Source organism: Methylibium rhizosphaerae (genome assembly GCF_006386545.1).
Lineage (GTDB): Bacteria > Pseudomonadota > Gammaproteobacteria > Burkholderiales > Burkholderiaceae_C > Pseudorivibacter > Pseudorivibacter rhizosphaerae.
The window spans coordinates 1-21900 of record NZ_SWAR01000059.1 but is presented as its reverse complement, the minus strand read 5'-3'; the positions used below and the strand labels follow the sequence as shown (position 1 = coordinate 21900).

Genomic DNA, 21900 nt, shown 5'->3' with positions numbered 1-21900 from the left:
GCTCACTGCTTGGGCTGCTGTTGAACCCCACCCATCCCCCACCCCTTCCCGTGAGGGAAGGGGCATCCCCCACCCCCCGCCCGCCCCAGGGCGGGAGCGAGGGAAGTCCGAGCGAGAGGATCTGGCTGTCAGGGCTTCCTGTCGGGGCCCGGCCGGTTCATCTCGTTCGCAAGGAGATGGCCATGGCCTATGTGCAAGTGATTCAACGCAATGCCCACCTGGCAGCTGCCGTGCAGCTGGAGTTCGTCAAGGGCCGTGACGGCCAGGTGGCCAAGGCGGTGCTGACGGCGATCAGCAATGCCCGGCGCGGCAGCGGCGACGAGCGGGAGGAGGAGGCGACGGCGATCCGCTGGACGCTGTGGGGCAAGCTGGCCGAACACGTGGCCGAGTACCTGGGCAAGGGCTCGCACGTGAACATCGTCGGGCGGGTGCGCAACAGCCACTACGAGAAGGACGGCGAGGACATCTGGTCGCTGGACTTCATCGCCGACGAGGTGGACTTCCTCGACAGCAAGGCCGAGGGCGAGGCGCGACGGGTGCGCGGCCCGAGCGGTCGCCGGCCCGGTGGCACTGCGGCCCGGGTCCAGCCACGCCGCCAGCGCGACACCGAGGCCCATGCCTGAACCCCGACCGGGCGGCTGCCCGGCGGCCGCCCTTCGCCCAACGATCGAAGGAGTCGAACATGACCACGACACCCCAGCTCTGCACCCGTTTCGCGCGCAACCCGAGTGTGCTGCGCAGTGCCACGCCGCTTGGTGAAGACCAGATGCGCGAGGTGGCCCCGTCCATCTTCGCCGAGGGCAAACACGCCAGCCGCTCGGCGCGCTACACCTACATCCCCACCATCGACGTGCTGCGCGGCCTGCGGCGGGAGGGCTTCGAGCCGTTCATGGTGGCCCAGGGCGCCAGCCACATCGAGGGCAAGGCGGCCTTCACCAAGCACATGATCCGGCTGCGCCATGCCGCCCAGGCGCAGGCCCGTGCCGAGGCGCACGAGATCATCCTGATCAACAGCCATGACGGCGCCAGCAGCTACCAGATGCTGGCCGGCATGTTCCGCTTCGTCTGCTGCAACGGCCTGGTGGTGGGCGACGTGGTGGAGGACCTGCGCATCCCGCACAAGGGCAATGTGCAGGATGACGTCATCGACGGGGCGTTCCGGGTGCTGGAGCAGTTCGAGACGGTGGAGGCGTCGACCGAGGCGATGAAGGCGCTGCGGCTCGAGCCGCTGGAGCAGCTGGCCTACGGCACCGCGGCGCTGGCGCTGCGCTTCGGCGAGGCGCGCCTGGCACAGACCGGCGGCCATGTGCCGGCACCGATCACCGCGGCGCAGATGGTGGAGGCCCGGCGCCAGGAGGATGCCGGCGACAGCCTGTGGGCGACCTTCCAGCGGGTGCAGGAGAACGCCCTGCGGGGCGGGCAGCGCGGGCGCAGCGCCAAGGGCCGGCGCCTGCAGACGCGGCCGGTGGGCAGCATCGACCGCGGCGTGAGCCTCAACCGCGCGCTGTGGATGCTGGCCGAGGAGATGCGCAAGCTCAAGGGCTGAGGCCCCGGCCCCGCAATGCAAGATTGCGGGGCGAATGCTGCAGCGACAGCGGGCGTCCTGGCGCCGATATTTGAAGCGGTGGGTGCGCGGGCCGGATCTGCGTCTCGCGCACACCTGCTGGCACCGGCTTCGCGCGATCCCGGCGTCCGCTTCCGAGGCGCTGTCGCCAGGTTTGATCCTCCGTCACGGCTCGTTCCTTCCACGGTCGCGCCGGAGGATCCCCATGAAGACACTCGTGCTCGCCAACCAGAAGGGCGGCGTCGGCAAGTCGGCCGTCGCCACCCTGCTGGCCCACTACCTGGCCCAGCAGGGTCGCCGCGTGCTGGCGGTGGACCTGGACCACCAGGGCAACCTGACGCGGCCGCTGCAGCGCTCGCAACGGCCGGTGATGGCCGGCGTCAGCAGCGAACGGCTGCTGACCGGTGCCGTGGCGTCGATGCCCGACGCGCCGTTCGTGCTGGTGCCGAGCGACCGCTCGCTGTTGTCGCTCGAGCGGCAACCGACCCTGCATACGCCGTTTGCACGCCACCTGCGCGCCTTCCTGGGCGCGATGGCACAGCGCTTCGACGTCTGCATCGTCGACACCAACCCGAACCCGGACATCCGTGTCATCGCGGCGCTGGCGTCGGCGGACTTCGTGCTGTCGCCGATCCAGCTCAACCAGGAGTCGCTGGAAGGCGTCAACGGCTTGCTCAATCACGACCGGGTCGGCGTGCGCAAGATCAAAGCCGTCTTGAATCCGAAGCTGCACCTGATCGGCTTGCTGCCGACGCTGGTGGAAGCGACACCGTTCCAGCGGGCCAACTTCGTGCAGATCGCCGAGCGCTTCCATCCGCTGCTGATCCCGCTGGCGGGGCCGGGCAAGCAGTACGCGTCGATCCCGCGTCGCTCGGCGGTGGCCGAGGCGCAGGCCTCCGGCGAGGTGCTGTGGGAGATGAAGAAGTCGGCCGCGCGCGACGCGTGGAAGGACATCGAGCCGGCCGTGGCCACGCTGGCCCAGGCGGTGGGGCCGGTGGCGGCTCGCGAACCGATGGAGGGACACCATGTCACTGCTGCTTGACGACCTGGACCTGGGCGACGGCGGGCGGCTTGCAGGCGCCACGATGCCCCCGCAGGGCGAGGTGGGGCCGCTGGAGCTGGTGGCCCCCGAAGGCGTGCCGTCGGGCGACGGGGCCGTGCCGATGCAGATTCCGATCGAGCTGGTGGACGAGGATCCGAGCCAGCCGCGGCAGGAGTTCAGCGCGCAGGCCCTGCAGGAGCTGGCCGAGACGATCCGTGAACGCGGGGTGCGCCAGCCGGTGTCGGTGCGTCGGCACCCGGAGCACGCCGGGCGCTGGATGCTCAACTTCGGCGCACGCCGACTGAGGGCATCGCGTCTGGCGCAGCGCGAGGCGATCCCGGCGTTTGTCGATGAGGCGGCCGACAGCTATGACCAGGTCATCGAGAACGAGCAGCGGGAAGGGCTGACAGCGTTGGAGCTGGCCCTGTTCGTTCAACGGCGGATGGCCATGGGCGAAAGCCAGGCCGAGATCGCTCGCCGCATGGGCAAGAGCAAGACGCTGATCACCATGGCGACGGCCTTGATCGACGCGCCGGATTGGCTGATGCAGGCGTACCGGGAGGGGCGGTGCCGCGGGCTCACGAAGCTCTATGAGCTGCGCCGGCTCCATGAGCAGCAACCGGAGGCGGTAGCCGAGGCGATCGCGGCAAAGGTGCCGATCACGCGGCAGGATCTTTCGGAGCTGCGCGCGCGGGCTGCCGCAACCGGCGTGGCTGGCCGGCCGGGCCAGGCAGTTCGGGATCGGGAGGCCGAGCCGCAGCGCGCGGCACGGACCCGCAGCAAGCTGTCTCCCATGAACTGTGGCGAGGCAGGCGGACCGCGGGTTGCTGAGCAAGCGCGTGAGGCAGAGCTGCATTGCCGGGCCCTCGAGGGGATCCTCTCCGGCTGGTCCGAACTGGGCAGCGACGAAGCCCTGCGTGCGATGCGTGCAGTGAGGGCTCGGCTCGCGGCTCTTGCGGCCGGTGCAGGGGGCGGCGAGGGCGTTTAGTCACTGAACGCCTCCGGCACACGGCCTACGATGCGCCGCACGTTCGCCGTGCGGCGCGGGGGCACGTGCAGCCGCTATACGGGCCCAGGATTCGACCGCGCCCTGGCGTTGTCGATATTCAGCCATGACAACGTCATGACATGTTGGTGGGTCCCAGCTAACGTCCTGTCGTTCTGCGTTCGACCGGGCAAGGCTGCTGCTTCCCTTGGCGGACGCCATCTCGACTCCAAGATACCCATGTTTGCCCTGAGAAAGCCCGTTCATTTTGCATGAGCAGTGCCCTGTTCCGCACAGAAGCTTTGCAGCAGGCGAGTCATCGCCAATACGGTGAGATCCTGCTGGCACGCCCCATGAGCCACACGGTGCTGGTATGGCTGTTTGCGGCGTTGGTCAGTGCCGTGGTCGTGTTCTTCTTCACCTTCAGCGTCACGCGCAAAGTGCATGTCAGCGGAGTGCTGATACCGGCAGATGGCGTGTTGCGCGTCATCGCTCCGCAAGGAGGCGTCGTGCATGAGCGCCGCGCGAGCGAGGGGCAAAAAGTGAAAGCCGGGGATGTGCTGTTCGTGCTATCGAGCGAGCGAGCCAGCCCCGGTGCCGCTCACACCGGGCTGGCTGTGAGCGAACTGATGCGCCGGCGCCTCGCTAGCCTCCAGGTCGATCTGAACCAGCAACGCCTGCAGGCCAGCCAGCGTGTCGAAGCCGCACGCACGCGGGTGCAGGACCTTCGCGCCGAAGGCCAGCGTGTCATCGAGCAGATTGCCTTGCAGCGTCGGCGAGTGGCGCTGGCTGAACAAGCGCTGCAACGCTATCAGGATCTCGAGCGCGAGCAGTTCGTCTCCGCGGCGACGGTGCAGGATCGCCAGAGTGAAGTGCTGGACCAGCAACAGCGACTCGCCGATCTGGAGCGCAGCCACGGCAGCATCGTGCGTGAGCAAGCAGCGCTGCGCAGCGAATCGGAGTTGCACGACTTGCAGCACAGACGTGACCGCGAGGCCGGGATGCGTGCGATTGCCACCGTCGAGCAAGAGTTCGCCGAAAACGAGGCGCGCCGAGCGGTGGTTGTGCGCGCTACGCGGGAAGGCGTGGTCAGCGCGCTCGCGGTCGAGGCAGGCCAAGCCGTGGCAATCGGACAATTGCTTGCAGTCGTGTTGCCTGTCGGCTCGGCGCTGGAGGCGGAGCTCTATGCTCCGTCGCGCGCGGTCGGCTTCATTCAGCCGGGCGCGCCGGTGCTCGTGCGCTATCAAGCCTTTCCGTACCAGAAGTTCGGCCAGCACCAGGGTGTTGTCCGAGAGGTCGCTGGCGTCGCGTTGCGCGACGGTACAGATGCCGGCAACGAACCGGTCTATCGGGTGCGCGTCCGTCTGCCTCTCCAAGAGGTGCTGGCGTACGACCGGCCTCAGCCGCTGCGCCCCGGAATGACTTTGGATGCCAGTCTGCTGCTGGAGCGTAGAAAGCTCTACGAATGGGTGCTCGAGCCCCTGTACAGCTTGGGCGGAAGAGTGTCGGCACGATGAAAGGCATCGCAAGCCCGCAGCTGAGCTTCATCCGCCGCCGCCGTGTACCCGTGCTGCTGCAAAACGAGGCCGCCGAGTGCGGCTTGGCTTGCCTTGCGATGATTGCTGGCTACTGGGGCCACCGTATCGATCTCCCTACCCTGCGCAAACGCTTCTCGGCGTCGCGCAAAGGTGTCACGCTCAAAAGCCTGATCGGCGTGGCCCAAGGGCTGAACCTGCAGACCCGGCCACTGAAACTGGACCTGCAGCATCTGCCCGAGTTGCGATATCCCTGCGTGCTGCATTGGGACATGAACCACTTCGTCGTGGCCAAGGCCCTGGCGCGCAATGGCCTCGTGATCGTGGACCCGGCCGTGGGCGAGCGCTGCGTTCCGATGGACGAGGTATCGCGCCGCTTCACTGGCGTAGCACTCGAGGTCACGCCAGGCACGGAGTTCAAGCCCCGCGAAGAACGGGTGCAGTTCACGCTATTCGGCCTGATGGGCCGGGTGGTTGGCTTGAAACGAGGGCTGCTGCAATTGCTCGTGCTGGGTGTCGCGCTGCAGGTGTGCCTACTGGCCGCGCCGTTCTACCTGCAATGGGTCGTGGATGAGGCGATCGTGGCAGCGGATCGCGACTTGATCACTGTGCTGGGCCTCGGCTTTCTGTTGCTTGTGATGTTGCAAGGTGCGATATCCGCCACACGTCTGTGGGTCATTACGGTGCTCGCTAGCAACTTGAACTTCCAGTGGCTCGGCAATGCGTTTGGCCACCTGCTGAAGCTCCCGGTGTCCTACTTCGAAAAGCGCCACCTCGGGGACATCGTCTCGCGCTTCAACTCCATCCAGACCATCCAGCACAGCGTCACGACCCAACTCGTCGAGGCGCTGATCGATGGCGTACTGGTGCTTGGTGCGTTGGTGATCATGCTGCTGTACAGCCCGTCGCTCACATTGGTTGCGCTGGTCATGGTTGGGGTCTATGGGGCACTGCGTGCAGCCATGTACCGCTCGCTGCGAGATGCCAGCGCCGAGCAGATCATTCATGCTGCGAAGCAGCAGACGCACTTTCTTGAATCCGCCCGTGGTGTGCAGGCGCTCCGTCTGTTCGGCCGCAGCGAGGAGCGCCGCATAGGCTGGATGAACCTGCTCGCCGATCAGTTCAACGCCGAACTGCGCATTGCTCGACTGCAGGTGAGTTACCAGACTGCGAGCAGCGCACTCTTCAGTGCCGAGCGAGTGATCGTCATCTGGCTTGCAGCCCTGGCCGTGCTGGAGGCTCGCTTCTCCGTGGGGATGCTGTTCGCGTTCCTTGGCTACAAAGACCAGTTCAGCCAGCGAGTGATCGCGCTGACCGACAAGCTGTTCGAGTTGCGAATGCTGCGCCTGCACGGCGAGCGGGTGGCCGACATCCTGTTGACCGAACCGGAGGAGCAGGGGCTGCCTCAGGAGCTGTCGCCCGGCGACTTGGAGCTCTCGATCGAACTTCGGAACGTAAGCTTTCGGTATGCGGATGGCGATCCGTGGGTCCTGAGGGGCCTGAACCTGACGATTCCCGCGGGACAGTGCATCGCGCTCACTGGCCCCTCTGGATCGGGGAAAACCACGTTGGTCAAGCTCATTCTCGGCCTGCTGCAGCCTACCGAAGGTGAGGTCTTGATCGGCGGCATGCCGTTGCAGCAACTGGGCCCAGCGACTTATAGGCCGATGGTGGCCGCCGTGATGCAGGACGATCAGCTGTTCGCAGGCTCCATTGCGGACAACATTCACTTCTTTGATGCAATCCCCGACATGCAGCGCGCGCAGCAGTGTGCGCAGTGGGCAGCGATCCACGCCGACATTGTCGCCATGCCAATGGGTTACCACACGATGGTGGGCGATACCGGGTCTGGGCTGTCGGGTGGGCAGAAGCAGCGCATCTTGCTCGCGCGATCCCTGTACCGCAGTCCGAAGCTGCTGGTGCTGGACGAGGCCACAAGCCACTTGGATGTGTGGCACGAACGGGCGGTCAGTGCCGCAATCGGGCAGCAGCAGTTGACGCGAGTACTGGTGGCGCACCGGCCGGAGACGATTGCGATGGCGCAGCGAGTCGTAGTCATTGAAAAAGGCACGGTGGCAATGGACACGCATGCTCAGCTTGGGCACGTCGCTGCTGCGAATGTCGAAGAAGAATCGACGGCCGGGTCCGGAGTTTGATGCTCTAAGAGATCCACGCAGCTGTGGAGGCGGTGCCCACCGTGTTTTGGGCGATGTGCATGTTGAAAGGCAATGCGAATGCAGGAACTGACAGTTGATGAAGTTGATGCCGTTGGCGGTGGTGAGATTGACTCCGCGACAGCAATCGGAACAACCATTGGACTCATGGCGCTTGCGCCGGCCTCCGTGCTGGTTGTGACGGTAGGCTTGGCCGCGCTGGCCTTTCATGTGACCAGGGCGCACTACATCACCCCCCCCACCTCACACAGGTAAGGGAATCCTGGGTGGCGCCGCTGGCGCCGCCCACTCTTTGTACGTGGAAAATTCCATGAAATGGCGAACCGGCAGCACGCTTCCGCTCAACAAGGGACCGGACTGGGGGATTTGGCATGGGGGTACGCTCAAAGCCTCCGGCCTGGGCGCTTGCAGGGCAATGGCTCGAACCTGGGAACCAATAGGCGGCGTGCTGGTAGGGAAGCCTGGTGTGGAGCACCTGCTTCCGCCGGTGGCTCTGCCCGAGCTGGTGGACGTCTTTCAGGCGATGCTGGTGCGACGGCTCTGGAAGATGATGCTGGTCTACCTGGTGGCAAGCCTTGTCTTCGCTGCGCTGACAGTCACCAAGAGTTTCTCTGCGTTTGCTCCCCTCGCCGGGGTCGCCATCCTGATGTTGCTGGTAACGGCCAGCGACGCACATGTCTTTCGATCGTCCGCTGCGCTGGTGGAGCGTGCGCAGTTTGCCGCCCATCTGCGCCATGACTCCGAGGTCAGGGTGGGTGTGCTGGCCTACATCGCGATCATGTTCGTCGCGCTGGCCTGCCAGGCAGCATTCGCGCAGGGGTGGGCCGACGTGGAGAGTCCAGTGCGGGCCTATGGCGTCTACTACGTGGATATCGCGCGCGGTGAATGGTGGCGCCTGATTTCGGGCCCGTACATTCATTCGAACCTCGTCCACTGGGCCTCGAACGTCGTGGTTGGCGTGGTAGGCGTCGCAGTGAGCGTGGCAGCCGCAGGCAAGAGGACCTGCTGTGTTGCGTTTGCAGTGGGCAACATCATTGCCGCGTGGGGGCAATGGATGTTAGCCGGGACAAGTACGGACTCAATGACGGGCGTTTCTGGCGGCGTGTTCGCCATGTACGGATTGGCCATAGGGGCGGGGGTGGGCCGTAGGGGCCAGTTGCCCCGTGGCGCCTGGATCCCGCTGTCCGCAACGCTTGCACTGTCTGTTCCTCTGAGCATCATGTCCGACTCGAAGGTTGCGGTCCATGCGCATTGGAGCGGCCTCGTGTTCGGCGTACTTCTGGCGGGGCTCCTCAGGAACCGCTGAGCAATGAAACCTGTCGGCTCGACCTGAAGGTCATTCGGCTACTCAGGTGCTTGGATTGCAGCGAGTGGACCGAATGACTTCTTCGGGGCGGTAGCCCGGTTCATTTCTCTCTCGTGCGACCGTCGGACGGCGCATCCAGATCAACCACTTTTTGTACCGCTGGCCCTGCGCACAGGCAGGGGGTTATCTGCAAAACGAGATAGCAGTGGCTCATGGCATCACGCTGCCAATCCTGATCGCGCGGCCCGGGACTTCCACAGCGAAGGGAGCCGGTGCGGTCTCGGCCTTACCGATGGGCTCCATCGTTCAGGACCTCGAGACTCTGTGGCCTACAGAGGAGGGCAGGTGTTCTTGCGCTCTGGAGGCTGGACGCGACCGACCGAGAGCTGGTGAACGGCAAATCGTCTGCGAAGTGAGATCAGCGTTTGGTCGCTAAACACGTCGCCACTGGTACACGGTCGCGGAGGCGACGCCGAATCAGTTCGGTTGTTTGTCGCCAAAACGGGCGCAGCTGCTGCGTCAGCAGGAAGCGCGGTTTTGCCAGCTAAACACAATTGCCCGTATCTGTGGTACTGACATGGGACTTCGAAAGCCCAGCAGTTGGGGCAGCTGGCAACCGCGTGCATGGGATACCTTTCGCGCCCGAAGGAGTGCCCATGCGTTTAGCCACTGAACACGCAGCTCGATCAAGGTCAGGTGTTTAGTCACTAAATCAGACGTCGATCGACCTATTGCTCACAGGCGCCCTGAGCTTTCAAGGTGGAAAGGCCGTCTGCTGGTTACAGCAGAGGTTGGTGGCGGCCCCACCTCGCCCAGTCCCGGGAGGCACATGGAGGGAAAGAAGGTCGTCGAAATGCTGCACCCTCAAAGGTCGAGATTCGACCAATACTAAAGGCTAGTAAGTGAGTGCAGGATAGGCGCTGTGGCGCCGGATGTCGGACACGCGACGCGTGTCCTCTGCTTGGAGACTCCTCGGGCGATGGGCACCTCTTCGTCTCGCGACCGCATCAGCGTCGACTTGCGCGGCTTGAAGGCCGCGCTGCTGGCGCAGGCGAGTGCGAAGGGCGTGACGCCTTCGGACTTCATTCGGGCTGCGCTGCTGAAGGCGCTCGAGGGCGATGGCGGCCCCGTGGCTCCTCCTGCCGTGTTTGCATCGAACCGCGGCACACGCGTTCGCTTGTCGTTGCGCATGCGGTCCGAGGAAGCCGCCCTGGTGCTTGAGCGTGCGCATGCAGCTGGTCTTGCGCCAGGTGCCTTCGTGGCTGGGCTCTGTGCCGAGGTGCCTGTGCTGCGTGAAGGCGGCCGGCCTGCGGCTCATGCCGCTGCGCTGGTTGCGTCTGCGGCTGAACTCTCGACCCTGGCGCGAGACCTGCGGCATCTCACCCAGCTGCTGAAGCACGGCGAAGTGCGGGCAGCCCAGGAGTACCGCGAGCGGCTCGAAGGTGCCGAGCGCGAGGTGAAGTCTCACCTGGCGGTTGCGTCGCGCGCGATCGCAGAACTGCGGCCGGCTCGGTCGATCCATGACACGACGGCTGCGCCGAAACATCAAGGAGGTTCCGATGGCTGATCGACAAACCGTGGACGGCGTGCTGGTGCTGTGGGGCGATCGGCTGTTCTATCCGGGCAACCGGACCGTGAAGGGCCGTCCGGAGCCTCGGTGGCGGCGCGGTTCGTTGCGCGAGCGGGCGGATGCGATCCGGGCGCGCATCGAGGCGACGGTGGTGCGACGAGCGCCGCAGGTGATGGTGAAGGTGACCGGGGGAGGGCGGGGCATCAAGGCGATCGCTGCGCACTTCCGCTACATCAGCAAGAACGGGCGGCTGGACATCGAGGACGAGAACAGCACGACGCTACGCGGAAAGGACGCGGTGCGCGAATTGACGGACGACTGGCGCCATGCGGGCAGCTTGATCGGGGAAGAGGCTGGGCGACGCGAGGCCTACAACATCATGCTGTCGATGCCGCGAGGCAGTGCAGAGGCGATGGCGGTGTGGAAGGCGGCCCAGGCTTTCGCGAAGGAGGAGCTCGCCGGGCACAAGTATGTGATGGTGTTGCACGATCATCAGGCGAATCCGCACGTGCACATCAGCGTGCGCGCGGAGGGGAAGGATGGGCGACGGTTGAATCCGAGGAAGGCGGATCTGCACCGGTGGCGGGAGACGTTTGCGGAAAAGCTGCGGGAGTTGGGCGTGGAGGCTGAAGCCACCAGGCAGGCGACGCGTGGGGCGATGCGGAACACGCCGAGCTTGTGGCGGGTCAAGGCAGCAGGGGAGGGGCGGTTGCACAAGGCGCGGCCGGGGCGGCGAAGTGGGGCTGCGGTGGAGGCCAGTCGGGCTGCGGCGAGGGAGGCGTGGGTAGCGTTGGCAGAGGCGCTTTCAACCTCCAGCGACCCGAGCGACCGGCAACTGGCTGCGTCGATTGGTGGGTGGTCGAGGGACTCTCGGGAACCAAATCAGCATCGGTGATTGGGTGACATCGTCGACCGCCCCTCGGGTAGTCAGCGGCCCGTGTGCCGGCTTTGCCTGGCAGTCTGACCAAGACTTGGTTGCGGTCTCTCGGGTCTCTCGGGTCTCGGCGGACGAGCGACAGCGGCGGCGGAAAGCTATTCGTCGGCGGCTGACCGGCGGATGGCTCCAGAACCCCGAAAGCTGCCCGACGTCGCCGACCATGACCGTGCCATGAGCCGACGTGGTATGGACGACTGGCGAGCGGCCGCTTCTAGGCACACCCTTAGCTCGGGCTGCTGTCAGACTTTGTGGCGGCAGGCACCCCGCCGCTGGCCATCCGGGTCAGGGAAGCTCAGCTAGCAGATCCATAGCACTAAGTGCTATACAATAGATCGCACCGAGGCGGGAGGTGCCGACCTGCAAAGCCCGGTAGTTCGACCGCTTGGCGCGTAAGCAAGGGTTGACCACGCCCGGCCTCTGCGTTGCTGTCCCCGAAATGAAGAGACAGGGGAAGAGCTGCGGCCTTCGCACGCTAGTCGCCGCGAACAAGGGAAACCGCTGGGCCTTTGTGTTCGGCTCCCCGACGAAACAGTGCGGCCACATCGACAAGGATGAAGCCGAGGCCTTGGAGAAGTTGGCGGCGCGATGGGCAAGGCACAGCGTGCCTGTGAGTTGATGGAGGTGGATTGCGATGCGCCAGACGAAATCACCCACCCTTGGTGCCGTCCACGAGACGGCCAAGGGGCTGCACAAGGCCGGCGTGATGGATCAGGTCACGCTGCGCGAATTCGACCAGCTGTGCCTGCCGCCGGTGGAGTCGCTGGAACCTGCCCAGATCAAACACATCCGCGAGAGCACGCGGGTGAGCCAGGCGGTCTTTGCCCGCCTGCTGAACACGAGCCTATCGACCGTACAGAAGTGGGAGATCGGCCAGAAGAAGCCCACGGGCACCGCCCTGAAGCTGCTGCACCTGGTGCAAAAGCGCGGCCTGGAAGTGGTCGCATGAGGACGGGTAGCAACCAACGAGTGCAGGCGGATTGACCGCTATGCCGCGCACCCCCAGGCCGGCTTTCGAGCCCTACGAGGAATCAGAAGATGGCCTGGCGAACCTTGCGCCGGTCGACCCGGTGCCGCCAGCCGCGCCGGGCGCATCAGCTCGCCTAACCGCGTTCTATCTCAGCCGCGACCGCGTGCTCGGCCTCCTGAATGCCGAAAGGTTGCCAGCGCACCTCCTCGCGGCGCTGCAAGGGCAGGACGTGGTGATGTCGTCTGCGATTCTGTCGAATGCCGTCGGCGCCTATCTCCTCAACGCCATCGCCGCGGGCGGCGTGAAGACTCTGCAGCAGCTGGCGTTCGAGGGCAACCTGCGGCCGGGCGTGCAGTTCATCTATGACGGGCATGTCTCGGGTAAGGGGTTCGCCTACGCCAACAAATCGCCCGCACTGACGCTCACCGAAAAACTCGACGAACCGCTTGCCGGGAAGAAGCTCGTCTTTGAGTTCTCCAAGAACGGCTTGGTCAACGACACCGCCTACACGCGGATGTCGGGTTCAACGCACCTGTTCGCCTACGGCTACGTCGCCGGCATCGACGACGCGACTATTCGCGCCGTGCCGTATGTCGTTGGAGACCTGGTTGACCGCAGCGCGGGCCTTCCGTCGCCGTTCTTGCCAACCCTGGAGCTGCGCCCGGAAGAGATCGCTCAGTTCGCGGGCATGGATGACGACTGGATGCCCTCCAAGGCAGAGTTCGAGCGGATGCGCCAGGTTCCGGAACACGCGGTCAAGGAACTGCTCTGCGGCCTGCTCGGCGAATACACAGTGCCGAGCGACTGGGGCGGCGAAGAAAGCGACGTGTTCTCGGCCAACCTGACCGTGGACGCCAAACGGCATACCGGGGCGTTCCTGCTGAAGGGGCCGGCTCGCTTTCACGCGATGAAGCCGACGGACTTGGGCAAGAACGGAGATCAGCTCTATCGGCTGTTCAACATCCCGGCGCAAATCTATGTGGTGCAGCACTGCCATGCGATCGGCGCTGCGGTGCGCAAGCAAGCGGAGGCATTCGCCTTAGCGCGCACCTTCGTCTCGCCTTGCCGGATCGTCTTCATGGATGGGCTGGCCACGGCCCGACTGCTGCGGGTACATGATCAATGGCCCGCACCTGCCACGCCGAGGAGGAGGCGCCCATGACTGAGATACCGTCTGGACCGGCTAAAGCCATGGTCGATCCCTTCACTGCCAGTCAGCGCTACTACTGGCGGATCGCGCTTGAACTCAAACTGCGAAAGTCCAACAGCGACGCGTTCCAGGACCTTTTCTCGACCGTCATGGGCCTTCTCCATGGCGACGACTTCGTGCGTGTTCGCCCATATGGTGCCCTCGGCGACAAGGGGTGCGATGGCTACCTGCAATCGAGTGGACAGCTATTCCAGTGCTACGGAGCCCTGGCTGGCGAACTGAAGCAGGTCGCCACGCTGACAGCGAAGATGACGGACGACTTCGCGAAGGCATTGAAGAATCTGGCCGCCATCATGAAAGAGTGGCACATGGTGCACAACATCGCCGACGGGCTGCCCGTCGAGGCGGTAACAACGATAAATGCCCTCAAGGACGCCAATCCTGCGCTCACATTCGGGTTCGTTGGAATGGAGGGTTTCTCGGAACGCGTGTTCCGTCTGCAACCGTTCCAGATCGAATCCTTGCTAGGCCCTGCGGCGTCTGACACGGATGCGACAACCCTCGACACGGCAGCACTACGGGACCTTGTTCAGCACTTGCGCAGCGAAGCTGACGCCATCGACTTTGATCCACAAGACCTGCGGCCAGTGCCGCTTCACAAGCTGAACTACAACAATCTACCGAATCACTGGAAGCAGCTAATCGCAGGAGGCTGGAAGAACGCACATCTCGTCGGCCAGTACTTCGACTGGCACCCTGACCCACTGACTGGCGAACGCATCGCAAAGCTCTTCCGGGATCGATACGAATATCTGAAGGCGCAGCTTCTCGGTCCAGGTGACATCATGGCGTCGCTGTATGAACTGGTGACAGGTATCGGAAGTGTTCCGCCACAGAAGCAGGTGGCGGCACAGTCGCTGTTGGCATTCCTCTTCGAGAACTGCGACATCTTCGAGCGCGAGCCAGCCGCCCAAGTGACGCCATGATCCTGCCGACCAAGTACCTGCCGCATGACCGGGCACTTATCACCGTGGGCGGCGAAATCCTCAAGCATCTTGAGGAGCCGAGATCTGTGTCCGCTCTCTGGGATTGCGTGCGCGAGGCTCAAATCTACAAAGCTGCAGACGCGCTCGTCTCCTTCGACTGGTTCGTTCTCGCGCTCAACCTTCTGTATGCCATCTCGGCTATCGACTATCGGGACGGCATCATCTACGGCGAGCACACAGCATGATCGTCTCAATCGAAAGCTCGCTGAAGACGTTCAAGGCCGTGACGTTTCGCTCCGGCCTGAACGTACTGCTCTCTGATCGGGCGGCGAACTCGACCGACAAGCAGACCCGCAACAGCGCTGGGAAGACAAGCCTCATCGAGGTCATCCATTTCCTGCTGGGTGCAGACTGCGAAAAGGACTCGCTCTTCCGGCTGGACGAACTGGTCGAACACACCTTCAAAGGCACGTTCCGCATTGGCGGCGAACTGCTGACAGTCGCTCGCACCGGCTCCGATCCTTCGAAGATTTTCCTGATCAGCGGTGGTGAGGAGCGGACAGATATCCCACGCAAGCTCGACAAGGCCAGCGAACGATTTTATGTGTCGAATCTGAACTGGCGGGTGTTCCTCGGCCACACGATGTTCGCGCTGCCGTCTGACGAACGCGGCACGCTGTTCGACGAGTCGTATACACCGACCTTCCGGTCGATGTTCTCGTACTTTGTGCGACGCAGAAACTCGGGCGGGTTCATCAGCCCCGAACGCCAAGCCGAGAAGCAGCAAAGGTGGGATTGGCAGGTCAACCTGTCGTACTTGTTTGGTCTCGACTGGCAGATACCGTTCGAGTTCAACAAGATTCGTGCGCGCGAAAAGACTCTGGAGGAGCTGAAAAAGGCCGTCAAGATCGGTGCCCTGGGCTCGGTAATCGGAACCGTTGCGGAACTGCGCCCACAGGTGACGATTGCTGAAGCGAAGGCAAGCAAGTTGCGTCAGAGCCTTGAGCAATTTGAGGTGCTCGACAGCTACAAGTCCCTGTCAAAGCGAGCGGGACAGATCAAGACCGAGATGCAGACCCTGACCAGGCAAGCGGTCACGCTGAACGAGACGCTTGACCATCTCCAGGAGGCGCTGCAATCAGAGCGGCCACCACAGCGCTCGGACATCCAGCAGCTCTATGCAGCAGCCGGCATTGAGTTGCCAGGCGTCGCCCTACGCCGCTTTGATGACGTGAGCAGCTTCTACGAGTCTGTGGTTGCCAATCGCCGGATCCATCTCGAACACGAAATCAGCGATGTGCGCTCGCGCATCGCGGGCGTGGAAGGTGGCCTCAGCCGCCTCGACGAAGAGCGCAGCAACATTCTGCGCACGCTGCAGGGACGGGGAGCGCTCGACGACTTCCTGACGATGCAACGCGACCTGGCCGATGTCGAAGCAGGCGCCGCATCGCTGCGCGAGCGCTTCAAGGCAGCGGAAGCTCTTGAGGGAGAGTCCACAAAGCTCGATATCGACCGTGCGAACCTGAAGCGCAAGCTCCAGGAGGATCATCATGTGCGGGAAAGGGTGCTCGATGAAGCAATCCTGATCATCGCTGACGCCATCGCTGAGCTGTACGACGATCGGGCTGGTCGCTTTGTGGTCGAGGCCACCGAGAACGGTCCTGAATTCCGCATCTCGATCGAAGGGGACCGTGGCGGCGGGATCGCCAACATGGAGATCTTCTGCTTCGACTTGGCGCTGCTGCAAATCGTGACGAAGCGCTACGGTGGCCCGGGATTCCTAATCCACGACAGCCACCTCTTTGATGGCGTCGATGAGCGCCAGGTTGCCGGAGCGCTGCGCCTTGGCAAGAGAACCAGTGAGAGGCTGCAGCAGCAGTACATCGTCACGATGAACTCCGACATCTTCGATCGCTTGCCCGCTGACGAGTCGACCGACCTGGGAGCCGCTGTCCTCGATACCCGGCTTTCCGACAAGACCGAAGACGGTGGGCTATTCGGGTTCCGCTTTGGATGAGCGCCGCCGGCGCACTACGGGAGGCAGCACTTCTTGAACTTCTTCCCGTTGCCACAAGGGCAGAGGTGATTGCGCCCTACCTTTGCCCCGCTCGTGCCCGGCCGTGAGACGACGCCGGGCAGCCTAGCTGCCTTGCCCATGCCCTTCGTCAGCGTGTCCATTTCGTCGCTCTGATGCCATGGGAAGCCCAAGTTGATCCCGAAGCGCAGAGCTTGGTCAATCGGATTGAGACACACGCCAAACCAGGTTTTCGCCCGCTCGGTGTACTTCCGGGCGTGACAATGCTTTTGCAGGCTCGGCCCCGCAGCTTCAAGCGGGTTGTTGTTGCAGTGGATGGTGAGGCCGGTGTCGCCTCGCCCCAAGCCGGCAGTGAAGTCGTGGCTCTTGCCGTCGGCCAGCGCCTGTTGGGCAATCTGATCAATGGCCTTGCTAACCGTCAACGACGGTGTCCTCGCTAAGCGTCAGCAGGGTGAAGCCGAGGTCAATGGTGGCGGGCTCCGGCGAGGCCTCGATGGCTTTGGTCATACGACCGAGGGCCGTCGCGACGAATCGAGTAAGGATGCCGTCCGGCGTTCCCTTGCCAGGAATGCCATCGCGCCGGACCAGCATCGCCAAGTCCAAGTCCGCCGAAATGTCGTCTTCTAGCAGGACCATGTGGTGCTCATCATTCAGCCACAGGTTCTGCTTGAGGTGGTACGACAGGATCGTCAGCTCATGCGACGTCATCAGCTTCTCGGTATAGCCCGTTCTGCGATCGATGTAGCTCAGTAGTTGGAGCGGCGAGCCCAGCATTTCCGTCATCGCGTCGAGCGCGAAAACGTCCATGACGAGCCTTCGCCCAGCATCTCCGCGCATTGCAGGAGCCGGCGCCATACCCTGAGATCTTCGCTCAGTCTGAGGCGTCGGGCTTCAATCAACCATGCGTCATGGAGCCCACATTGTGAGAACCGCGGCTTCGCCGGGTTGTTTGGCTCGGTTCTCGCCCCTGGGCTGCGGATCAGCACAGCTCTGCCGTCGCCCGCCCACGCTTTCGCCGCCTGCTTTCGCAGAGCGCTATTGCGCGCTAGCTGCTTGTGGGTGCGTAGTGACGGATCGCGTGAGACCGGGTGCGCCCGATCGATCGTGGTGGCCGAATGGCGGTGGTCGCCGAGACTGGTCGGTGAGAGCTTGTCGGAGCGACGGGGAGCGCCACCCCAAACTTGCCGTTCACTTGTCGGACCATCTCGAGCGTAATTGCATGAGACACCTTGCTCCTTCAACGCGGAATCCCCCTGCTAGGGGTTGTGGGGCACACGTGTCGCGTAGCAAAGTGCTGGGCTACGGGAGGGCTACCTCCGATAGAGTTCATTTGCTCCGATGGCGCAGAAGAAGAAGGTCGTGTACTTCCTTGGGGCTGGCGCGTCTTTCGGCGCGGGGGCCTACACCTCCGTGCAGGCCGGGCATCGTTTGCCGATACCTACGCAATCAACTTTCTGGTCAACCTTCCTGAGACTCTGCATAAGCGACAAGAGCCGCGCACTCATTGAGTCGTTTCTGTTCCGCTACTTCCTGGGATACGGTAAGACACCGGCTCGCACGCCGCCGGCCAAGCGCCGCGCACTTCTGACCTCGATTGATGTGGAAGAGGTTTTCACCTTCCTCAGCGAACGCACAAGGGCGCCTTCAACTTCACCTCAATTGCGCACCTATGCACAGCGCGTGTGGAACGCTCTCGCGGAAGAAGTCGGCCATGTTTTTCTGCGCTTTGGACCGAACGCACAAACGCGCGCGACCTACAAGGCTTTCCTAACCCGCCACCATCGCAAGTTCGATACCGTGGTGTCCTTCAACTACGACACCGTTTTCGAACGCTCGCTTCCCGTGCGCAGGTGTGCACACTACGTAGGGGTCGAAGGGTCGCGCGGCACGATCCCCTTGCTCAAGCCTCATGGCTCTGTCAACTGGAGGCAGACCGGTCGCGGAACTATCGAGGTGGGCACTCCTATTGGCCACGCTGTGATAGTCGCGCCAACACACCTCAAGTTTGTCGCGGGACCTGACTCCCCAGAGAATGGTCAGGCCGGCTACCTCGATCAGGCGGACGAGATCCGACAGATCTGGGCCGAGATGGAGCGCGAGATGCGCCTTGCCAGGTCACTCGTCTTTATTGGCTACTCATTCCCGGTGGCAGGCCTCTACTTCGCTTCCGTGCTCCGCTCAGTGCTTGCAGACCGAGATACAACGCCGGACGTGGTGATCGTCAACCCAGACGCTGTTGCCATTTCAGAACGGCTTACGCGGCGCTTCCCGCTCGCAAAGGTTTCGAGATTCTTTGACATCGCGCAGTTCATCCAGGCCGGGCGAGCAGCTATCACGAAATCCCACTAGGCCGTAGGCATGCAGGGAGGATGACTTGAAGAAGATCGATCTCCATATTCACACCGTCAAGACCATAAGCGATCGAGCATTCACTTTCAGCATCGACACCTTCAAAAGGTATGTTGCGGAGGCGAAGCTGGATGCCGTGGCGGTGACCAATCACGACGTGTTTGACTCTGCGCAGTTTCGACTGATCAAAGACGCGCTGCCTATCGTCGTGTTCCCTGGTATCGAAGTCAACGTCGACATGGGGCACGTCCTTGTCATTGCTAGACCGACGGAGGTCGACGACTTTCAGGACAAGACGGCTGAGATTTCGCGACTGATCACCAAGATCGGGGACCGCGTGTCCGTAGAAGCGCTGATCGAGATCTTCGGAGACCTGGGCAGCTACCTTGTCATCCCTCACTACGACAAGGGTCCGGCGATCACCGGCGAGACGCTGCTGAAGCTCGCGCCCTATGTCAGTGCTGGCGAAGTGGACAGCGCGAAGAAGTTCGTTCGCAACTTCAAGGACCCCGACAAGCTGACACCCGTCCTGTTCAGCGACTCGCGCATGGCTGTTGACTTCGCCGCACTTCCGACGCGACAGACGTTCATCGACTGCGGCGAGGTGACGCTGGAGGCACTGAAGGCGTGTCTCCGAGACAAGGCAAAGGTCGCGCTCTCCGAACGCGACGGGAACAATCTGTGGCAGATATTCGACGACGGGCAGCATCTCTCGACCGGATTGAATGTCGTAATCGGCGCTCGTTCAACCGGCAAGAGCCACACATTGAATCGGATCGCGGACTCAGTCAAAAACGTCAAGTACATCAGGCAGTTTTCGTTGGTTCAGCATGACGCAGCCATCGACGAGCGCGAATTCAGGGATAGCGTCGAGCGAAGGCGCAGTTTGGTTGTCGACGAGTACCTGAGCGGCTTGAAGCGCGTGCTCGACGTGGTCATCAATGTTGACCTACCCACGAACGATCGCCGGGTCGACGAATACATCAATACGCTGCTGAGATCCGCAGAGGAGACGGACAAGCGTGATGCCTTCTCGAAGGCTGCGCTGTTCGATGAAGTCGAATTCGCGGTCGGGAAGACAGAGAATCTCCATGAGCTCATCAGCTCTGTTCGGCACGTCATCGAGAATATCGAGTACCGCTCGGTGATTGAGAAGCACGTAGATTTGACGGAGCTCAAACGCTTGGCTCGTGAGCTCATCGAGGTCCTTCGAGCGAAGGCTTCGGAGGCGGGCAGAAAGAGGATCGTCAACGAGCTAGTGAAAGAAATCAGACAAGGGCTCAGCTTCCATACATCGGCACCGCAGGTGCATGACGTGGACCTCTACGCCGTCGCATTGGACAGGAAGAAGGTGAAGCGCTTCTCCGATATCGTTGACCGAGTCAAGAAGGACAAGGTTGTGTTTCAGGAGACGCTGCAAGGGTTCAGGATCGAAGCCCGAAGCCAGCCGTTCGCGGGCGCCGGTGAAGTCAAGGGGGCAAGCGGGACAAGGTTGTCGTTCAGCGAAGCGTTTCGGAAGTACGACGGTGCGTACGCCTACCTCCGCGAGTTGATGAAGATCGACGGCCTCGCTCCTGCGGACTACTACAAGCTCTTCGCAAAGGTCAGTTGTCGCATCCTAAACAAGGATGGGTATCCCGTCTCGGGCGGGGAGCGGTCGGAATTCAGACTCCTGCAGGAGATTGCTGATGCCCGCAACTACGACTTGCTGTTGATCGATGAGCCCGAGTCTTCGTTCGACAACCTCTTTCTCAAGGGCGAGGTCAATCAGATTCTGAAGAGCATCTCCTCGACGATGCCTGTTGTGGTGGTCACGCACAACAGCACGGTCGGTGCGTCGATTGGCGCGGACTACTTGCTGTTCACCACCAAGAGGAGTGGAAGCGGTGAGCCGCAGTACCGCATCTTCTCTGGCCATCCCACGGACAAAACCCTCATGTCCGTGGATGGCGAGACTATCGCCAGCTACGGCACGCTGTTGGATTCCTTGGAGGCGGGCGCGACAACCTACGAAGAGCGGAAGGAAGCGTATGAAGCTACTAAAGATCGCTGACAACGTGGGCCAATTCTTGGGGGCAAACGGCGACTACGTTGCGATCGACAAAATCACGAAAGAGGATCTCCTGCGCTTGGTGGGGCAGATCCTCGAAGAAGAGAGCGCCGATCTCGACGAATTCGACGGCGACTCCATCAAGAACCAGGCGCACCAGGTCATCTATAGGAGTGTGTCGCAGAAGCTCGCCGAGCTTCGGAAGCGGCGGACGGAATTCATTGACGAGTCGGCCAGGCTGTTCCTGGACGAGTACGAGAGGTACCGCGAGTAGGGCCTGCCCTAGGCCTAGCGAACAAGAGCCCCGGACAAATCTGGCTCAGAGCGATCTAAGGTGGTGTTGCGTTCGGTGGCCGCTCACGCTTCGAAGGCGCCCCCTCAAAGCTCTCAACTTCTGTTTGAGACTGAATTCAGTCATTCGCCTCCGACGGGCTGAGCGACTGCTTCGGTCGTGACCGGCCACTCGACGAACGACGTTCCGCCAGTCATTGCAGGCGGTGCCACCGCTGGCGCTGGCACGCCGTACGCCCAGCGAGTCCAGTTCGACGCCGCCAGCGAGGCCCGGAAGCTGTGCGCGCCGGCCTCCTATGGCCTGCAGCATTTCTTGAACTTTCGGCCTGAACCACAGTAGCAGGGGTCGTTCACGCCGGGCAGTTTGTCCGCTGGTGTTGCAGCCCAGGAGCTATCGAAGATTCGAGGGTCGGGCATGCTGGGGCGGTAGCTGATCGAAACAGGATCACCGAGGGTGGACAAGATCTGGTGCTCTTCCATCATGGCCAGGGTCTCAGCTTTCTCTGCCTCGGACAGATTCGGGTTGCCCTCCGCAACCAATACGGTTTCGGAGCTTCCAGGTGAGCCCTTTGTGTCTGCGCCCAGAACGACGATCTCGGCATAGGAGGGGAACTTCACCTGCGCCGCGCGCGCATAGAGCTCCATGCAAGCCTTCCGCTCCGCACGATAGCCGTCGTAGGTGACGTGCGCGTCGATCCATGGGAAGAGCAGGAAGATGTAGATCCGCTCTGGATGCGTCAAGGAAGCAACAACACGAGCACTACGAGCCTGGCCGGGCACCGTGTTGAACTTCTCAATGAGCACGTGGCCCAGTGCCGCCCTGCAAGCCCGGTTCTCCCGTAAGCTCCCCCGTCAAGTAGACATCCCGGAACTGGAGTCTGCGGCGGTTGTGAGCCTGGGCATGAACAGCCTTGGAGGCAGGCCGCCCAGGGCGTCGTGAGGGCGCTGCTCGTTGTACT

21 protein-coding genes are annotated in these 21900 nt (G+C 62.9%); 18 read left to right on the top strand and 3 right to left on the bottom strand.

Annotated elements, in window-relative coordinates; translation table 11 throughout:
• The first annotated feature begins 182 nt into the window (after window positions 1-182).
• The 15 genes from E8D38_RS25820 to E8D38_RS25750 all read left to right on the top strand — a co-directional run bounded on the left by E8D38_RS25820 (window position 183) and on the right by E8D38_RS25750 (window position 16233).
• Entirely contained in the window at window positions 183-623 is a 441-nt protein-coding gene (locus E8D38_RS25820) for a single-stranded DNA-binding protein (protein ID WP_140637140.1), read from the top strand.
• Window positions 624-682: 59 nt separating this feature from the next.
• The gene (locus tag E8D38_RS25815; RefSeq protein WP_140637138.1) at window positions 683-1546 is read left to right on the top strand and encodes a DUF932 domain-containing protein; all 864 of its coding nucleotides are present in this window, start codon (window positions 683-685) and stop codon (window positions 1544-1546) included.
• A 223-nt stretch (window positions 1547-1769) separates the two neighbouring features.
• Complete coding sequence (locus E8D38_RS25810) at window positions 1770-2606, top strand: ParA family protein (protein ID WP_140637136.1); 837 nt, start codon at window positions 1770-1772, stop codon at window positions 2604-2606.
• Complete coding sequence (locus E8D38_RS25805) at window positions 2590-3594, top strand: ParB/RepB/Spo0J family partition protein (RefSeq protein WP_246099685.1); 1005 nt, start codon at window positions 2590-2592, stop codon at window positions 3592-3594. The genes E8D38_RS25810 and E8D38_RS25805 overlap by 17 nt, the downstream gene beginning before the upstream one ends.
• A 269-nt stretch (window positions 3595-3863) precedes the next feature.
• Entirely contained in the window at window positions 3864-5108 is a 1245-nt protein-coding gene (locus E8D38_RS25800; RefSeq protein ID WP_140637134.1) for an HlyD family secretion protein, read from the top strand.
• Complete coding sequence (locus E8D38_RS25795; protein ID WP_140637132.1) at window positions 5105-7282, top strand: peptidase domain-containing ABC transporter; 2178 nt, start codon at window positions 5105-5107, stop codon at window positions 7280-7282. The genes E8D38_RS25800 and E8D38_RS25795 overlap by 4 nt, the downstream gene beginning before the upstream one ends.
• A gap of 328 nt (window positions 7283-7610) precedes the next feature.
• Complete coding sequence (locus E8D38_RS25790) at window positions 7611-8606, top strand: rhomboid family intramembrane serine protease (protein ID WP_140637130.1); 996 nt, start codon at window positions 7611-7613, stop codon at window positions 8604-8606.
• Between the two features lie 979 nt (window positions 8607-9585).
• Window positions 9586-10173, top strand: a complete 588-nt coding sequence (locus tag E8D38_RS25785; protein WP_140637128.1) for a hypothetical protein — start codon at window positions 9586-9588, stop codon at window positions 10171-10173.
• Window positions 10166-11071, top strand: a complete 906-nt coding sequence (locus E8D38_RS25780) for a relaxase/mobilization nuclease domain-containing protein (RefSeq protein ID WP_140637126.1) — start codon at window positions 10166-10168, stop codon at window positions 11069-11071. The genes E8D38_RS25785 and E8D38_RS25780 overlap by 8 nt, the downstream gene beginning before the upstream one ends.
• A 478-nt stretch (window positions 11072-11549) precedes the next feature.
• On the top strand, window positions 11550-11729 hold the full coding sequence (locus E8D38_RS29560; RefSeq protein ID WP_425462820.1) for a type II toxin-antitoxin system RelE/ParE family toxin: 180 nt from the start codon (window positions 11550-11552) through the stop codon (window positions 11727-11729).
• Window positions 11730-11744: 15 nt separating this feature from the next.
• Window positions 11745-12059 carry a helix-turn-helix domain-containing protein gene (locus E8D38_RS25770; protein WP_140637123.1) on the top strand — a complete coding sequence of 105 codons (315 nt, stop codon included), beginning with the start codon at window positions 11745-11747 and terminating at the stop codon, window positions 12057-12059.
• 40 nt (window positions 12060-12099) lie between these two features.
• Window positions 12100-13242: a methyltransferase gene (locus tag E8D38_RS25765; protein ID WP_219851876.1), complete on the top strand. Its 1143-nt coding sequence runs from the start codon at window positions 12100-12102 to the stop codon at window positions 13240-13242.
• Window positions 13239-14216 (top strand): ABC-three component system protein, encoded by a 978-nt coding sequence (locus E8D38_RS25760; RefSeq protein WP_246099683.1) that lies wholly within the window; start codon window positions 13239-13241, stop codon window positions 14214-14216. The genes E8D38_RS25765 and E8D38_RS25760 overlap by 4 nt, the downstream gene beginning before the upstream one ends.
• A complete protein-coding gene (locus tag E8D38_RS25755) occupies window positions 14213-14461 on the top strand; it encodes an ABC-three component system middle component 6 (protein WP_140637121.1) in 249 nt (82 codons plus the stop codon). The genes E8D38_RS25760 and E8D38_RS25755 overlap by 4 nt, the downstream gene beginning before the upstream one ends.
• Window positions 14458-16233, top strand: coding sequence for an ABC-three component system protein (locus E8D38_RS25750; RefSeq protein ID WP_140637119.1), 1776 nt, complete (start codon window positions 14458-14460; stop codon window positions 16231-16233). The genes E8D38_RS25755 and E8D38_RS25750 overlap by 4 nt, the downstream gene beginning before the upstream one ends.
• A gap of 14 nt (window positions 16234-16247) precedes the next feature.
• On the opposite strand, the gene E8D38_RS29180 is transcribed toward E8D38_RS25750, so the two are convergent.
• The gene (locus E8D38_RS29180; protein WP_140637117.1) at window positions 16248-16673 is read right to left on the bottom strand and encodes an SEC-C metal-binding domain-containing protein; all 426 of its coding nucleotides are present in this window, start codon (window positions 16671-16673) and stop codon (window positions 16248-16250) included.
• Entirely contained in the window at window positions 16663-17058 is a 396-nt protein-coding gene (locus E8D38_RS25740; RefSeq protein ID WP_140637115.1) for a hypothetical protein, read from the bottom strand. The genes E8D38_RS29180 and E8D38_RS25740 overlap by 11 nt, the downstream gene beginning before the upstream one ends.
• Before the next feature lie 531 nt (window positions 17059-17589).
• On the opposite strand from E8D38_RS25740, the gene E8D38_RS29175 reads away from it, so the two are divergent.
• From E8D38_RS29175 to E8D38_RS25725, 3 genes are read left to right on the top strand one after another with little or no spacing between them, the layout of a single operon-like run.
• On the top strand, window positions 17590-18600 hold the full coding sequence (locus E8D38_RS29175; RefSeq protein WP_140637113.1) for a hypothetical protein: 1011 nt from the start codon (window positions 17590-17592) through the stop codon (window positions 18598-18600).
• A 25-nt stretch (window positions 18601-18625) separates the two neighbouring features.
• Window positions 18626-20653, top strand: a complete 2028-nt coding sequence (locus tag E8D38_RS25730; RefSeq protein WP_140637111.1) for a phosphotransferase — start codon at window positions 18626-18628, stop codon at window positions 20651-20653.
• Window positions 20631-20924 carry a hypothetical protein gene (locus tag E8D38_RS25725; RefSeq protein ID WP_140637109.1) on the top strand — a complete coding sequence of 98 codons (294 nt, stop codon included), beginning with the start codon at window positions 20631-20633 and terminating at the stop codon, window positions 20922-20924. The genes E8D38_RS25730 and E8D38_RS25725 overlap by 23 nt, the downstream gene beginning before the upstream one ends.
• A 311-nt stretch (window positions 20925-21235) precedes the next feature.
• On the opposite strand, the gene E8D38_RS25720 is transcribed toward E8D38_RS25725, so the two are convergent.
• Window positions 21236-21745, bottom strand: coding sequence for an SEC-C metal-binding domain-containing protein (locus E8D38_RS25720; RefSeq protein ID WP_140637107.1), 510 nt, complete (start codon window positions 21743-21745; stop codon window positions 21236-21238).
• Window positions 21746-21900 lie beyond the last annotated feature (155 nt).

Excerpts from the sequence above, each read along its gene's own strand:
- E8D38_RS25820 (WP_140637140.1), top strand. The coding sequence starts at position 183 with ATGGCCTATGTGCAAGTGATTCAACGCAATGCCCACCTGGCAGCTGCC.
- E8D38_RS25815 (WP_140637138.1), top strand. The coding sequence starts at position 683 with ATGACCACGACACCCCAGCTCTGCACCCGTTTCGCGCGCAACCCGAGT.
- E8D38_RS25810 (WP_140637136.1), top strand. The coding sequence starts at position 1,770 with ATGAAGACACTCGTGCTCGCCAACCAGAAGGGCGGCGTCGGCAAGTCG.
- E8D38_RS25805 (WP_246099685.1), top strand. The coding sequence starts at position 2,590 with ATGTCACTGCTGCTTGACGACCTGGACCTGGGCGACGGCGGGCGGCTT.
- E8D38_RS25800 (WP_140637134.1), top strand. The coding sequence starts at position 3,864 with ATGAGCAGTGCCCTGTTCCGCACAGAAGCTTTGCAGCAGGCGAGTCAT.
- E8D38_RS25795 (WP_140637132.1), top strand. The coding sequence starts at position 5,105 with ATGAAAGGCATCGCAAGCCCGCAGCTGAGCTTCATCCGCCGCCGCCGT.
- E8D38_RS25790 (WP_140637130.1), top strand. The coding sequence starts at position 7,611 with ATGAAATGGCGAACCGGCAGCACGCTTCCGCTCAACAAGGGACCGGAC.
- E8D38_RS25785 (WP_140637128.1), top strand. The coding sequence starts at position 9,586 with ATGGGCACCTCTTCGTCTCGCGACCGCATCAGCGTCGACTTGCGCGGC.
- E8D38_RS25780 (WP_140637126.1), top strand. The coding sequence starts at position 10,166 with ATGGCTGATCGACAAACCGTGGACGGCGTGCTGGTGCTGTGGGGCGAT.
- E8D38_RS29560 (WP_425462820.1), top strand. The coding sequence starts at position 11,550 with ATGAAGAGACAGGGGAAGAGCTGCGGCCTTCGCACGCTAGTCGCCGCG.
- E8D38_RS25770 (WP_140637123.1), top strand. The coding sequence starts at position 11,745 with ATGCGCCAGACGAAATCACCCACCCTTGGTGCCGTCCACGAGACGGCC.
- E8D38_RS25765 (WP_219851876.1), top strand. The coding sequence starts at position 12,100 with ATGCCGCGCACCCCCAGGCCGGCTTTCGAGCCCTACGAGGAATCAGAA.
- E8D38_RS25760 (WP_246099683.1), top strand. The coding sequence starts at position 13,239 with ATGACTGAGATACCGTCTGGACCGGCTAAAGCCATGGTCGATCCCTTC.
- E8D38_RS25755 (WP_140637121.1), top strand. The coding sequence starts at position 14,213 with ATGATCCTGCCGACCAAGTACCTGCCGCATGACCGGGCACTTATCACC.
- E8D38_RS25750 (WP_140637119.1), top strand. The coding sequence starts at position 14,458 with ATGATCGTCTCAATCGAAAGCTCGCTGAAGACGTTCAAGGCCGTGACG.
- E8D38_RS25740 (WP_140637115.1), bottom strand. The coding sequence starts at position 17,058 with ATGGACGTTTTCGCGCTCGACGCGATGACGGAAATGCTGGGCTCGCCG.
- E8D38_RS29175 (WP_140637113.1), top strand. The coding sequence starts at position 17,590 with ATGGCGCAGAAGAAGAAGGTCGTGTACTTCCTTGGGGCTGGCGCGTCT.
- E8D38_RS25725 (WP_140637109.1), top strand. The coding sequence starts at position 20,631 with ATGAAGCTACTAAAGATCGCTGACAACGTGGGCCAATTCTTGGGGGCA.